Raw genomic sequence first — 14,215 nt, forward strand, 5'->3', positions numbered from 1 at the left:
TGTAATGGGATCGTAGTGTAAGGGCCGGTTTAGCCTTTATATGTGATCAACATCTCACTGTATATGCAACGTATGCAATTCAAATTAAAAATGCGCGACACATCGCAAATTTTAGCCCGCTATCGCGAGGATCAAGGGAAACAGGAATGGCGCAATCAGTGACGTAATAATCCCACAAATAACCAGTGCCAGTGAGCTGAACGCGCCTTCCTGATAATCCAGCTCTGCACAACGCGCGGTACCCAGGGCGTGAGATGCTGTGCCCATCGCCAGGCCGCGAGCTGATTTTGTGCGAATACGCATGGCATCCAGCAGCGTATGCCCGAAGACCGCGCCCAGTACGCCGACAAAAATCACGCAAACCGCGCTAATTGCCGGAATGCCGCCAATGCTGCCGCCCACCGCCATGGCAATCGGTGTGGTGACCGATTTCGGCAGAATAGAGGCGGCAATCTCTGGCGATGCGCCCATCAGCAGTGCAATACCGGCTCCGCTCGCCATCGCCACAATACTGCCGAAAAAGCAGATAGTAATGATGGACTTCCAGCGCGCGCGAATCTGATGTAATTGCTCATAAAGCGGAAATGCCAGGGCGACCACGGCGGGTTGCAATAAATCATTAAGGATTTTGCTGCCCTGGAAGTAGTGGTCATAGGGGATGCCGGTGACCAGCAGGAACGGGATGATGACCAGCATCGCAATCAGCAAGGGATTAAGCAGCGCCATCTTGAAACGCGCGGAGAGCTTACGTGCGGCAAAGAACACCGCCAGCGTTAACGGCAGCGACCACCAGATATACGCCATCATTCTTCACTTCCTTTCTCGCCAATGACCTTACGTTCGCCGTGGGCCAGATGAGTGGTCCAGCTCACCACGAGAAAAACAATCACCGTACTGACGGCACAGGAGACCACTATCGGGCCAAACTGCGCGCGCAGAATATCGTAATACTGCATAACGCCCACGCCAATCGGCACAAACAGGAGCGCCATGTAGCGGATCAGCACATAGCAGCCAGGATTAACCCATTTGGCGGGCAGGATTTGCAAAGCCAGCAGGACGAACATGATTAACATGCCGATGATGCTGCCGGGAATGGTAATAGGCAGCAGTGATGAGATATAAATTCCTGCGTATAAACATGCATATATCAGGACAAATGCGCGAAGGTACTGCCAGACAATGTTCAGTGATTTACTCATGGTGAATACCCTTGATGAAACGCATTCATCATACAATTAAAGTCGGAAATGTGCTACCGATCACATCATGAATTCTGAGCATACCAAACATTCCATTCCGGAACGTCAGGCATTACCACAAGATTGTCGTTCGCGGATTACACACTGTCTTTACTCTTTGCGGCGGGTATCGCCTGGATGCGGTGAATCACTTCGCGCATTGCGCGACCTACGACTTTATCCTGGCGCATAATCAGCCCAAGCGTGCGGTGCAGCGCAGGAACCAGCGGCTCAACGGTTAAGCCTGCGCAATCCTCAGCCTGGGTAACCGACATCCGCGGCACAATGCTGTAACCGAGCCCTGCGCGCACCATTCGTTTTATCGCCTCAATACTGCCGAGCTCCATCACGGGTGACATATTCTTACCGGCACGCTGAAACCAGCCGTCAATAAGCTGGCGTGTGCTGCTCCCGGAAGCGAAAACGATCAGCGGCAGTTCTTCTGTCTCTACCTCAGACTCAGCGAGGGTCGGTTTTGCTGTGATGGTAACGAATTCATCGACCATGACTGGCGTGACGTCCAGGTTCCTGCTGATCGCGGGCAGGGTAACAAGTCCTATGTCGATACTGTTCTCCTCAACGCCCCGAACAATGTCCTGCGTATTGCCGGTTCTGACGCCAACCGACAGTTGGGGATAGTCTTTACGCAACTGTTGCAATAGGGCTGGCAAAAAATGAATGCATACCGTAGCACCTGTGCCAAGGGTAACCGTGCCGCTGATATCGAGCTTGTGCATGGCGACCGATTGCACGGCAGCACTGACGGCTTTTTCAATTTCTTCGCAGTGCGCCAGTAACGTTAACCCTGCCGGTGTCGGACGAACGCCGCGACCAGTACGTTCAATCAGGCGGGTTTGCAAAGCGGTCTCCAGTTGGCGCATCTGCAAACTGACCGCAGGCTGGGAGATCCCCAGCGCTTCGGCTGCAGCAGTAAAGCTGCCCCGGCCGATGACCAGCCTGTAGGTCGTCAATTGATCGAGACTGAGGTGTGCCATCCAAAGTTTTCCTTATACGGGTAATAAGCGCAGCGCTATGTCTGGACTTATGCGTTACGGCTAGCCTGTCAACATACCTGAGCAGGAGCCGGACAATGGAAATTATCGAAGCAGAAGAACAGCATATTAGCGCAATGCAGCAAATATACGCCTGGCATGTGGTGAATGGCAGCGCCTCATTTGAAACCACTGCGCCTGACAAAGACGAAATGCTGGCGCGTTTGAACAAGACTCGCAGCGCCGGGTTGCCGTGGTTTGTTATCCTCGATGAGGGGATGGTAAAAGGCTATTGCTACCTTTCACACTATCGCACGCGCTATGCCTATCGCTACACGCTGGAAGATTCTATCTATATCGATGAGCAATTTCGCCAGCGCGGTGCAGGCAAAGCGTTGCTGGCGAAAGCCATAGAATGGGCAGAAAACCACGGCTATCGCCAGCTCATTGCCGTCGTTGGCAACAGTGAAAATGTGGGGTCGCTGCGTCTGCATCAGCGGGCGGGTTTTATCCGGACAGGCACGCTGAACAATGTCGGTTTCAAACATGGCCGCTGGCTGGATATCGTTATTATGCAGCGCCCCCTGGGCGAGGGGAGTTTGACCCTTCCGGCATCGGACGTCTACCCGCGTTCCGCCTGATGCAAGAGCGTTTTGAAACGCTCTTTCCTCCCTGAGTCAGAGGCGCTACTATGTCGCCTCATTTTTTCAGGGGCAATGTATGCGTGTATTACTGGCGCCGATGGAAGGTGTGCTCGATTCGCTGGTGCGCGAGCTGCTGACCGAGGTTAACGACTACGATCACTGTATCACCGAGTTTGTCCGCGTGGTTGACCAGCTGTTGCCGGCAAAATCGTTTTACCGCATCTGCCCTGAACTGCACCATCAAAGTCGCACCCCTTCCGGTACGCGGGTTCGCGTACAATTGCTGGGACAATACCCCGAGTGGCTGGCGGAAAACGCGGCTCGCGCGGTGCAACTCGGTTCATGGGGTGTCGATCTTAACTGTGGCTGTCCGTCGAAGCTGGTGAATGGCAGTGGTGGAGGAGCCACGCTGCTCAAAGATCCGGAGCTGATTTATCGCGGAGCGAAAGCCATGCGCGAGGCCGTGCCCACCCATCTGCCGGTCAGCGTAAAGGTGCGTCTCGGCTGGGATAGCGGAGCGCGGCGGTTTGAAATTGCCGATGCTGTTCAGCAGGCCGGTGCGTCTGAACTGGTGGTTCACGGGCGGACAAAAGAAGACGGCTATAAAGCCGAGCGGATTAACTGGCAGGCCATTGGTGAGATTCGCCAGCGACTTACCATTCCGGTTGTCGCGAACGGTGAGATTTGGGACTGGCAGAGCGCCCAGGATTGTATGGCGGCGACCGGCTGCGATGCGGTGATGATCGGTCGCGGCGCGCTGAACGTGCCCAACCTGAGCCGGGTAGTGAAACACAACGCGCCGCGTATGCCGTGGCCCGAGGTCGTTTCGCTGTTACAAAAGTACACGCGGCTGGAAAAGCAGGGTGATACTGGCATGTACCACGTGGCGCGCATCAAACAGTGGCTGGGCTATCTGCGCAAAGAGTATGTCGACGCGATTTCACTGTTTGAACAAATCCGCACCCTTAAGAGCTCGCCGGACATTGCGCGAGCGATTCAGGCGTTAAATACCTGAACTCTGCGATCATAATCACGTTTTTGCATGGCTTCGATTGAGTGAACAGAGCAACCTGATAGAGTTTCCCACGGATTGTTACTGCATAAGCAGGCTAAACCTGATGTTCTGGCATTTGCCGGAAGTCAGGTTTTTTTGTTTCTGGGGTTCGGATGAAAATCGCCAAAATACTCAATAATAATGTGGTGGTCGTGCTGGATGAACAACAACGCGAGCAGGTCGTTATGGGCCGGGGGCTCGCGTTCCAGAAACGTACCGGCGATGAGCTGGATGACAGCAAAATCGAAAAGATTTTTGCCCTGCAGAGTGACGAACTGGTCAGACGCTTAAGCGAGCTACTCAATCAAATCCCGCTGGAGGTGATGACAGCCTGCGATCGGATTATCGATCTGGCGCGTAGTCGGCTGGGGAAGTTACAGGATAGCCTCTATATCACCCTGACAGACCACTGTTTTTTTGCCATTGAACGGTTGAAAACAGGCCAGGTGATTCGCAACGTTCTGCTGTGGGAAATCCGCCGTCTGTACCCGAAAGAGTTTCAGATTGGGCAAGAGGCGCGGGCGATCATCGCCAAACGGCTGGGGGTGGAATTACCGGAAGATGAAGCCGGGTTTATCGCGCTGCACCTGGTCACCGCCCAGCTTAACAGTGATATGCCGGATGTTATGCATATCACCAAAGTGATGCAGGAGATCCTGCATATCGTGAAGTATCAGTTGAAACTCGACTATAACGAAGAGTCCCTCAGCTATCATCGGTTCGTCACGCACCTGAAATTTTTCTCGCAGCGGATGTTAACGCGCACGGTGGTCGAAGATGATGATGTGTCGCTGCATCAGGCCGTTAAAGAGAACTACGCCAGCGCCTGGCGTTGTGCAGAAAAGGTGGCGCGCCATCTGGAACAAAACTATCAGCGGAATCTCACCACCGAAGAGATTATGTTCCTGGCGATTCATATTGAGCGTGTACGAAAAGACAAACGCTAAAAATAGCGTGAAGCATGAAGTGTAAAACAGGATTGTAACTGCATCTCGCAGGCAAAACCTGAGCCCGGCCCGCGAGGTGCTGGACTCGGGTTTTTTTTTATCTCAGTCATAGCCTTCGGGCATAAGAAGTAAGGAAAAAGCATGGAATATCAAGCGCTGGCGAAAGATATTCTCAGCCACGTCGGGGGCAAGGAGAACATTACCAGCCTGGTGCACTGCGCCACCCGGTTACGCTTTAAGCTCAAAGATAATAAGAAAGCCGACGCAGACGGGCTGAAAGCCAACCCTGGCATCATTATGGTGGTGGAAAGCGGTGGTCAGTTTCAGGTGGTGGTCGGTAATCACGTTCATGACGTCTGGCAGGCGGTGCGTGATGAAGCCGGGCTTACGGATGAAACGTCGGTTGCGGAGCCGGTTCAGGGAGAAAAAGTCTCTCTTGTTGGGCGCATAATCGACATCGTTTCCGGTATTTTTACCCCTTTTATCGGTATTATGGCAGCCTCCGGGATCCTGAAAGGTCTGCTGGCGCTGGCGGTGGTTTGCGGCTGGCTGACAACCAACAGCGGAACTTATCAAATCTGGTTTGCTGCCAGCGACGCGCTGTTCTTCTTCTTCCCCCTGATACTCGGTTACACCGCCGGGAAGAAATTTGGTGGTAACGCCTTTGTCACCCTCGCCATTGGCGGGGCGTTAACCCACCCGTTGATGATTAAAGCCTTTGAAGCAAGTCAGGCGCCTGGGGCGATAAGCGAAACCTTTCTCGGCATCCCGATTACCTTTATCAACTACAGTGGTTCGGTTATTCCGATCATTCTTGCCGCCTGGGTTAGCTGCTGGATAGAACGGCAATGCAATAAATACCTCCATTCGGCGGTGAAGAACTTCTTTGGTCCGCTGATCTGTATTGCGATTACGGTTCCGCTGACCTTTCTGGTGATTGGTCCGCTGGCGACCTTGCTGAGCCAGGGGCTGGCGTACGGCTATCAGGCCATTTACATCTTTGCGCCTTGGCTTGCTGGCGCAGCGTTGGGGGCGCTGTGGCAGGTGTGTGTGATTTTCGGCCTGCACTGGGGGCTGGTACCGCTGATGATCAATAACCTGACCGTATTCGGCCAGGACACCATGCTGCCCATTTTGCTGCCAGCGGTGCTGGGCCAGGTAGGGGCGGTACTGGGGATTTTCCTGCGTACCCGCGACCCTCGTCAGAAAATACTGGCCGGTTCGGCGGCTACCGCCGGTATCTTCGGTATCACTGAACCCGCGGTCTATGGTTTGACGCTACCACTGCGCCGTCCGTTTATTTTCGGCTGTATTTCCGGCGCTATCGGCGGCGCGATTGTTGGCTTTAGCAACAGCCACGTTTACTCGTTTGGCTTTGCGAATGTCTTTACGCTGGCACAGATGATCCCGCCGGGCGGTGTGGACGCGACGCTGTGGGGGGGGATTCTGGGCACCGTAGTTTCCCTGTTGCTCGCGTGCATCCTGACCTTTGTGGCGGGGATGCCGAAAACGACCGTGGTGGCAAAACCGATTGCCGTTGTGCCGGGTGAAGACGACATCCTCTCTCCGATGACCGGCACCGTTCTGGCGCTCGGGCAGGTGCCGGATAGTACCTTTGCCGCCGGGCTGCTCGGCCAGGGGGCAGCGATTATTCCCTCGGACAATAAAGTGATTGCACCGTTTGCTGGTGAAGTGGCGTCGCTATTTCAGACCAAACACGCCATCGGTTTATTAAGCAACAGTGGTATTGAAGTGCTGATTCATGTGGGCATCGATACCGTCAGGCTGGAGGGCAAGCCCTTTACCGCGCATGTCAGCGTTGGCGATAAAGTACAGCCTGGCGATTTACTGCTGGAGTTCGATCGCGATGCGATCCTCTCAGCCGGATACGATCTGGCAACGCCCATCATTATCAGCAACAGTGACGACTATCGCGCTGTGACGACCGTGGCATCGACATCGGTGGAATCCGGTATGCCGCTGCTGGCCGTCAATCGTTAATCAAAGGAGATATCAATGAATACATTCCCGAATGACTTCTTATGGGGCGGCGCTATCGCTGCAAACCAGGTGGAAGGCGCGTATCTGGAAGACGGCAAAGGCCTTTCCACCTCTGACGTACAACCAAAAGGCGTGTTCGGTGACGTGGTAGAACGAGTGGCAGGCGACAGCGGCCTGAAAGATGTTGCTATCGATTTTTATCACCGCTACCCGGAAGATATCGCCCTGTTTGCTGAAATGGGTTTTAGCTGCCTGCGTATCTCCATCGCCTGGACGCGTATTTTCCCTAACGGTGATGAAACCACGCCCAACGAAGCAGGTCTGGCATTTTACGACAAGCTGTTCGACGAAATGCTGAGCAAAGGCATGACACCGCTGGTGACGTTATCCCATTACGAAATGCCGTGGGGGCTGGTGAAAGGCTACGGTGGTTGGGGTAGCCGTCAGACTATTGCCTTCTTTGAGCGTTATGCCCGCACGGTGTTTGAACGTTATAAGCACAAGGTGAAACTGTGGCTGACTTTTAATGAGATCAACATGTCGCTGCATGCGCCGATGACCGGTGTTGGCCTGTCGGAAAAGAGCAGTAAAGCAGAGATCTTCCAGGCAATTCACCATCAACTGGTGGCGAGCGCGCTGGCGGTCAGCGCCTGTCACGACATTATTCCGGATGCCAAAATCGGCAATATGATCCTCGGCGGCCTGATGTATCCGCTAAGCTGCAAGCCGGAAGATGTGCTGGAAACACTGCAGCAAAACCGTACCTGGCAGTTCTTTGGCGATGTGCAGTGCCGTGGCGAATATCCGGGTTATATGCGGCGTTTCTTCCGTGATAACGGCATCAAGCTGGACATTACCGATGCGGATCGCGACGCGCTGCGCACCACCATCGACTTTATCTCGTTTAGCTACTATATGACCGGCTGCGTCACCACTGACGAAGAGCTGAACCAGAAAGCACGCGGCAACATTCTCAGCATGGTGCCAAACCCGCACCTCGCAAGCTCGGAGTGGGGCTGGCAGATTGACCCGGTTGGCCTGCGCACGCTGTTGAATGTCATGTGGGATCGCTGGCAGAAACCGCTATTTATTGTGGAAAACGGGCTGGGCGCGAAAGACAAACTCCAGGCCGACGGCACTATCAATGACGATTACCGTATCAGCTATCTCAATGATCATCTGGTACAGGTTCGCGAAGCCATCGACGACGGCGTGGAGGTGATGGGGTATACCAGCTGGGGGCCTATCGATCTGGTGAGCGCGTCGAAAGCGGAGATTTCCAAACGCTACGGCTTTATTTACGTTGACCGCGATGACGAAGGCAAGGGTACGCTGGCTCGCAGCCGTAAAAAAAGCTTCTGGTGGTATAAAGAGGTGATCGGCAGTAACGGGGCATCGCTTAAGCGCTAAGCGGCGGTCGTCGCTCGAAATAACCCCTCACTTCCGCAGAGGTGAGGGGGAGTTTTTAGAAAATCATCTTAAACACGCCGGTGACCACCAACAGCCCAATCAAAAAGATAATCAAAATAACCCACAGCAATACCTTCAACATTTTTTCTCTCCCTTGATCGTGTAACTCACCGCAAAGTGTAGCAATCGTTCAGAAATATGCCTTTTCTCTATACTGAAGTTTTGGCTTCACGACCGGAGGGGAAAGACAATGCAGAAAGTCGCTATTGTGACCGCAGCGGATTCAGGTATCGGTAAAGCCTGCGCGCTAATGCTGGCAGAAAAAGGTTTTGATATCGGCATTACCTGGCACTCGGATGACAGCGGGGCGCGCGAGACTGCGCAACAGGTTGAAGCACGCGGCAGACAGGCCCGTATTATCCAGCTCGACTTAAGCCATCTGCCGGACGGCGCCAATGCCATCGAGACATTGATTAACGCGTTTGGTCGTGTCGATGCCCTGGTTAACAATGCCGGCGCAATGACCAAAGCACCGTTTTTGGATGTCACTCTGGAAGCGTGGCGGAAGATTTTTACCGTGGATGTCGAAGGGGCGCTGCTGTGTTCACAAATTGCCGCCCGGCATATGGTTAAGCAGGGGCAGGGGGGACGTATTGTGAATATCACCTCTGTGCATGAACACACCCCTCTACCCGAGGCCAGCGCCTACACGGCGGCGAAACATGCGCTGGGCGGATTAACCAAATCCATGGCGCTGGAGCTTGTAAGTGACAACATACTGGTTAATGCGGTCGCGCCCGGTGCGATTGCGACGCCAATGAATAATATGAGCGATGATGATGCCAAACCGGGCTCCATGCCCATCATCCCTTTGGCAAGACCCGGTAAAACGCAGGAGATCGCAAGCCTGGTGGCCTGGCTCTGTTCGGAGGATGCCAGTTATACCACCGGGCAGTCGTTCATTGTGGACGGCGGTTTTATGCTGGCGAATCCACAGTTCAACGCCAGCCATCATTAACTACTCTGACGGTGGGTTGCGGCGTTTTTTTTGCCGATGCCGCAGCCACCAGCGTACGGAAAAAACCACGACCACGGCCAGCACCAGCCAAATCAGCTTTTTGAGGTGATGGTCAAACTGATGCAGCCATGGCCCGATAACTTCCCCGCCCAGATAACCTAACGTCGTGAAAATTAATGCCCAGACGATGGCACCAAAAATATTCAAGGGCAGGAAGATTTTCGGGGGCAGATGGCTGGCGCCGATGAGTAGCGGCCCAATAATACGAAAGCCGTACATAAACCGCGTACCGATCACAAACAGCCACGGGCGACGGTTGATCATGCGTTGCGCCTGGTGAATTTTGTCCTGGTGGCGGGAAAAGCGTTGCAGAATTTTCATGCCATACCGCCGCCCCAGTAAATAGAGCAACTGGTCTCCCATCATCCCACCCAGCGCAACGGCCATAACCACCAGCGGAAACCTCAGCAGCCCCTGATGCGCGGCAACGCCACCGAGCAGAGTGATGGTTTCCCCCTCAGCAATACTACCAACAACCAGCGCGGCATAGCCGTACTGGCTGATAAGATGATTCATATCCATAGGTCCAACAATTCTCCCGTTAAACCCCATAAGCATACACCCTATGAATTGATTGCGCCGATAACTACGGCTTCGCTGCACCGATTGTCGTGACGGATTTTTTGATCTGAACACAAAATAACCAGCAGAGTGACGTATACTTAGGGAGTCTGTATTCGGGCATTCAGCAAGGGGGCGTTATGAACCATGTCTGGGGACTTTTTTCCCATCCCGATCGTGAAATGCAGGTCATCAAGGGCGAAAACGAAACCGTTTCGCATCACTACACCCACCATGTACTGATCATGGCGGCCGTTCCCGTTATCTGTGCTTTTATTGGCACGACCCAAATAGGCTGGAATTTTGGTGAAGAGAGCGTGGTTCAGTTGAACTGGTTTACCGCGTTTTATCTGGCTGTGATCTTCTATGCCCTGATGCTGGCCGGTGTGGCGGTGATGGGCCGAGTCATTTGGTGGATGGCAAGGAACTACCCTCAGCGTCCTTCCCTGGCACGCTGTATGGTGTTTGCCGGTTATGTCGCAACGCCGTTATTTTTGAGCGGAATTGTGGCGCTCTATCCGCTGGTCTGGCTGTGTGCGCTGGTGGGTACCGTCGCGCTCTTCTATACCGGTTATCTGCTCTATGTCGGGATACCGACCTTCCTCAATATCAACAGAGAGGAAGGGTTAAGTTTTTCCAGCTCGACTCTGGCGATTGGCGTGCTGGTCCTTGAAGTGCTGCTGGCGCTCACGGTCATTCTTTGGGGTTACGGCTACCGTCTGTTCTAATCACATTGCGTTGCTGGTTGAAGTACCCGCAACGCAATCTTCTGCAATGAATCTTGTGTGGCGACATGCGGGCGTGGCGGCTATTATGCCAGGGCCAGCTTCTGTTATTCATTTCCAAAACAGATGCGGTGTGCGTAATTACGTGCATGAATAATCATCAGAAGTCACACCATGCTGAAAATCCGAATTTCTTTATTAAGCCTCGCGCTTATGTTTGCCGTGCCCGTCGCACCGCAGGCGCTGGCAAAAACCGCTGCGGCAACGGCGTCCGCGCAACCTGAAATTGCCTCCGGTAGCGCGATGATTGTCGATTTACAAACTAACCAGGTTATTTATTCCAGCCACCCGGAGCTGGTGCGTCCTATCGCTTCTATCACTAAGCTCATGACCGCAATGGTGGTACTGGATGCTCATCTGCCGCTGGATGAAAAAATAAAAGTCGATATCAGCCATACGCCGGAAATGAAAGGGATTTACTCCCGCGTACGCCTGAACAGTGAAATCAGTCGCAAAGATATGCTGCTGCTGGCACTGATGTCCTCGGAAAACCGCGCGGCGGCGAGCCTTGCGCACCATTATCCTGGCGGATATGACGCGTTTATTCGTGCGATGAATGCGAAAGCGAAGGCGCTGGGCATGACCCACACCCGCTATGTTGAACCGACGGGTTTATCAACCAGCAATGTGTCCACGGCAAGCGACCTGATTAAACTGCTGGTGGCCACGAAGCAGTATCCACTGCTGGGCCAGTTGAGCACCACGCGGGAAGACATGGCGACATTCAGTAATCCGGGATATACGCTGCCGTTCCGTAATACTAACCATCTGGTGTATCGCGATAACTGGAACATTCAGCTGACCAAAACCGGGTTTACCAATGCGGCCGGTCACTGCCTGGTGATGCGCACCGTCATTAACAATAAGCCGGTTGCCCTGGTGGTCATGGATGCTTTCGGCAAGTATACCCACTTTGCGGATGCCAGCCGTCTACGTACCTGGATTGAAACCGGGAAAGCACAGCCTGTGCCTGCTGCGGCGTTAAGCTACAAGCGCCAGAAAGCGGCGCAAATGGTGGAAAACCACGGCGCACAAACCGCGCAAAACGACTAATTATTCCGGCAGCGTCCAGTCACCCTCGTTGAGTGGGCGCTGCATGATAACCGTATCCCGCCAGTCACCTTTCTTGTAGCCGACGCTGCGCAACTGCCCGACAATTTCGAAGCCGTGTTTTTTATGCAGTCGCAGGGAGCCGGCGTTGTTTTGCCCGTCGCCTATCACCGCAATCATCTGCCGCCACGGTCCTTCTTCACAGCGCGCGATCAACGCATCCATCAGCATGCTACCAATGCCACGTCCGGTCATACTGGCGTCAACATAAATAGACTCTTCCAGGGTATAGCGGTAGGCCTGGCGCGGACGATAAGGACTCGCATAGCAATACCCCACCATGATGCCGTGATAGAGCGCGACCATCCAGGGAAGCCCCTCACTGGCGATCTTGTGCATACGCTGGCGCATCTCGTCGATAGTGGGTGGCACTTCTTCGAAAGAGGCGCGGCCATGTAGCACATGCCAGGCATAGAGAGATGAAATCGCATGAACATCATCAAGAGTGGCATCACGCACCACGAGTGCGTTTTCGGACAGAACATCAACGGCAGACATGATGGAGTGGCTCCTCAATGTAGCAGGTCAGAGAAACGTTTCTCTGGCCAGCTACTTTAGTACGAATGAAGAGCACAATACAGCCTGGCTTAAACATATATCTCAGTTAGACAGTGATGAAGTATTGAGACAGTCGCCTATTGCCAGTTTTTTCTTTTGCTTGTTTTTCCGATCCCAGGGTTCATGCTGTTAGTTGGGTCATTTTCCAGGTAAAAACGTTTTAAATGATCGGACGCTTCATACAAATGGCCAACGTTGTGTTCGGCAGGATATTGCGCGCCGCGCTGACGCAATAATTCAAGCATCTGCTCTTTAAGCGCGTGCGTATCAACGCCTTTCTTCACAATATAATCCTGATGGAAAACATGGCAGAAGAAGTGGCCGTAGTAGAGCTTCCAGGTCAACTGGCTGTCGATTTCCGGCGGCAGATGTTCGAACCAGTCGTTATCATTGCGCCGCAGGGCAATATCCAGCGCCAGAATATCTTCTACTTCATCGGCATGTACCGCCTGATAGCGAATCGCCGCGCCCGCTGCAGCGAAGCGGTGAAGAAAGGCTTTATTCCCTTCCTCTGTGGTACAGGCGAAGAACCCGCCCTCCGCCGTTTCAAAGTACTCCGCCAGCCAGCGTTGCGCCTCGGCGATACCGTCACCCGACATTTTCAGCAGCAGATGGTGTTCATACTTATCCCGCCAGCTTTTCATCCGCGGTGGCAGGTGCGAGGGGAAAAGGTGCCCCAGCTTTTGCATGGCCCGATCGGTAAAGTGCGGCTTAAATACCGGGGCTTTTGCCAGCAGGGCATCGGTACGGCCTTTCAGGGTAAAGAAGAAAGGCATTTTGTCGGTACCGAGCTTATCGATCATCAGGAACGTGTCTTTGCCGTAGCGCTCAGCGATATCGTAAATATCGCGATGCATATATTCCCCCGCCACCGGCAAATGGGTGAACTCGCTAAGAATATGGCGGCGAAGCGCGCTCAGCACCTCCGGCTGGTTTGTGCCGATATAAAACACTTGTTGGCGCGTGGGGGCGATAAAGGTATCCAGACGTACTGCGAAGACCGCCAGTTTGCCGGCACAGCCCGACGATTCAAACAGTCGGTCCGGGTCAGCATTGTAGCGCGCGGGTGTATCTGCATTCACATCACGCACACGGCTAACGTAGTCATGGTCATGACCATGACGCCCGTCGCGGCGCACGTCGGCATCGGTCACCCGTTCGTCATCAAGCTTACTTAAGATTTGTTCCGGCGTGCTGCCAAGCTCAATGCCTAAATGATTCACCAGGCGCAGCGTCCCATTTTCGTCAATCTGCGCAAACAGCGACATTTCGGTATACGCCGGGCCGCGCTGCACCAGTGCACCGCCGGAGTTATTGCAAATCCCGCCGATGACCGATGCGCCAATACAGGATGAACCGATAACCGAATGCGGCTCTCGGCCCAGCGGTTTGAGCGCTTTTTCCAGCGAATAAAGCGTGGTGCCAGGAAAGGCCAGCACCTGCTTACCGTCGTCGATCAAATGCAGTTTATCCAGCCTTAGCGTACTGATGATAATAATGTCACGGTCGTAGTCGTTGCCGTTTGGTGTGGACCCTTCGGTCAGACCGGTATTCGCCGCCTGCATGAGGATGATCTTATCGGCGCTGACACAGGCGCTAAGCACACGCCATAATTCAAGCAGTGTGCCGGGAAAAACAACGGCGAGCGCATCGCCCTGACCGGAGCGAAAACCCTTTCGGTAACGTGCGGTTTTGGCCGGGTCGGTAAGGACATGCGAGGCGCCAACAAGACGTCCGAGTTCACGGGTAAAAGCGATATGGTGCTGGGAAGTTGTAGAAGACATTTTCCTCTCCCTGGTGGTGAAACAGCATTCTCGCTTTAAAGCATAGTGTC

Annotated in this window: 15 protein-coding genes; 8 read left to right on the forward strand and 7 right to left on the reverse strand. The window is 53.8% G+C overall.

What is annotated here, in order from left to right:
- Nucleotides 1-111: 111 nt before the first annotated feature.
- The 3 genes from L2097_RS02135 to L2097_RS02145 all read right to left on the reverse strand — a co-directional run bounded on the left by L2097_RS02135 (nucleotide 112) and on the right by L2097_RS02145 (nucleotide 2,236).
- The gene (locus L2097_RS02135) at nucleotides 112-807 is read right to left on the reverse strand and encodes a CidB/LrgB family autolysis modulator (RefSeq protein WP_085005314.1); all 696 of its coding nucleotides are present in this window, start codon (nucleotides 805-807) and stop codon (nucleotides 112-114) included.
- On the reverse strand, nucleotides 804-1,202 hold the full coding sequence (locus tag L2097_RS02140; RefSeq protein ID WP_047369553.1) for a CidA/LrgA family protein: 399 nt from the start codon (nucleotides 1,200-1,202) through the stop codon (nucleotides 804-806). Before L2097_RS02140 ends, L2097_RS02135 begins: the two co-directional genes overlap by 4 nt.
- A 137-nt stretch (nucleotides 1,203-1,339) precedes the next feature.
- Nucleotides 1,340-2,236, reverse strand: a complete 897-nt coding sequence (locus L2097_RS02145; RefSeq protein ID WP_250352032.1) for a LysR family transcriptional regulator — start codon at nucleotides 2,234-2,236, stop codon at nucleotides 1,340-1,342.
- A 95-nt stretch (nucleotides 2,237-2,331) separates the two neighbouring features.
- On the opposite strand from L2097_RS02145, the gene L2097_RS02150 reads away from it, so the two are divergent.
- The 5 genes from L2097_RS02150 to L2097_RS02170 all read left to right on the forward strand — a co-directional run bounded on the left by L2097_RS02150 (nucleotide 2,332) and on the right by L2097_RS02170 (nucleotide 8,289).
- The gene (locus L2097_RS02150) at nucleotides 2,332-2,874 is read left to right on the forward strand and encodes a GNAT family N-acetyltransferase (protein WP_250352033.1); all 543 of its coding nucleotides are present in this window, start codon (nucleotides 2,332-2,334) and stop codon (nucleotides 2,872-2,874) included.
- 79 nt (nucleotides 2,875-2,953) lie between these two features.
- Complete coding sequence (gene dusC / locus L2097_RS02155) at nucleotides 2,954-3,892, forward strand: tRNA dihydrouridine(16) synthase DusC (protein ID WP_250352034.1); 939 nt, start codon at nucleotides 2,954-2,956, stop codon at nucleotides 3,890-3,892.
- A 152-nt stretch (nucleotides 3,893-4,044) separates the two neighbouring features.
- Nucleotides 4,045-4,878 (forward strand): transcriptional antiterminator BglG, encoded by an 834-nt coding sequence (gene bglG, locus L2097_RS02160; RefSeq protein WP_047369557.1) that lies wholly within the window; start codon nucleotides 4,045-4,047, stop codon nucleotides 4,876-4,878.
- A gap of 141 nt (nucleotides 4,879-5,019) precedes the next feature.
- A complete protein-coding gene (gene bglF / locus L2097_RS02165) occupies nucleotides 5,020-6,879 on the forward strand; it encodes a PTS beta-glucoside transporter subunit IIABC (protein WP_250352035.1) in 1,860 nt (619 codons plus the stop codon).
- Nucleotides 6,880-6,894: 15 nt separating this feature from the next.
- A complete protein-coding gene (locus tag L2097_RS02170; RefSeq protein ID WP_250352036.1) occupies nucleotides 6,895-8,289 on the forward strand; it encodes a glycoside hydrolase family 1 protein in 1,395 nt (464 codons plus the stop codon).
- Between the two features lie 55 nt (nucleotides 8,290-8,344).
- On the opposite strand, the gene L2097_RS25835 is transcribed toward L2097_RS02170, so the two are convergent.
- On the reverse strand, nucleotides 8,345-8,428 hold the full coding sequence (locus L2097_RS25835; RefSeq protein WP_090085588.1) for a small membrane protein YohP: 84 nt from the start codon (nucleotides 8,426-8,428) through the stop codon (nucleotides 8,345-8,347).
- A gap of 111 nt (nucleotides 8,429-8,539) precedes the next feature.
- Between L2097_RS25835 and L2097_RS02175 the strand changes: the two genes are divergently transcribed.
- Complete coding sequence (locus L2097_RS02175) at nucleotides 8,540-9,307, forward strand: SDR family oxidoreductase (protein ID WP_047369560.1); 768 nt, start codon at nucleotides 8,540-8,542, stop codon at nucleotides 9,305-9,307.
- On the opposite strand, the gene L2097_RS02180 is transcribed toward L2097_RS02175, so the two are convergent.
- Complete coding sequence (locus L2097_RS02180; protein ID WP_047369561.1) at nucleotides 9,308-9,889, reverse strand: DedA family protein; 582 nt, start codon at nucleotides 9,887-9,889, stop codon at nucleotides 9,308-9,310.
- Nucleotides 9,890-10,068: 179 nt separating this feature from the next.
- Here L2097_RS02180 and L2097_RS02185 point away from each other — a divergent pair, with 179 nt between their 5' ends.
- Entirely contained in the window at nucleotides 10,069-10,656 is a 588-nt protein-coding gene (locus L2097_RS02185; RefSeq protein ID WP_047369562.1) for a Yip1 family protein, read from the forward strand.
- Nucleotides 10,657-10,827: 171 nt separating this feature from the next.
- A complete protein-coding gene (pbpG, locus tag L2097_RS02190; protein ID WP_047369563.1) occupies nucleotides 10,828-11,766 on the forward strand; it encodes a D-alanyl-D-alanine endopeptidase in 939 nt (312 codons plus the stop codon).
- Here the strand turns inward: pbpG and L2097_RS02195 are convergent, their stop codons facing one another.
- A complete protein-coding gene (locus L2097_RS02195; protein ID WP_047369564.1) occupies nucleotides 11,767-12,321 on the reverse strand; it encodes a GNAT family N-acetyltransferase in 555 nt (184 codons plus the stop codon). It lies immediately after the preceding gene.
- A 137-nt stretch (nucleotides 12,322-12,458) separates the two neighbouring features.
- Complete coding sequence (gene dld, locus L2097_RS02200; protein WP_250352037.1) at nucleotides 12,459-14,165, reverse strand: D-lactate dehydrogenase; 1,707 nt, start codon at nucleotides 14,163-14,165, stop codon at nucleotides 12,459-12,461.
- Between the last annotated feature and the right edge of the window lie 50 nt (nucleotides 14,166-14,215).

The sequence above is a fragment of the Citrobacter sp. MNAZ 1397 genome, assembly GCF_023613995.1.
Lineage (GTDB): Bacteria > Pseudomonadota > Gammaproteobacteria > Enterobacterales > Enterobacteriaceae > Phytobacter > Phytobacter ursingii.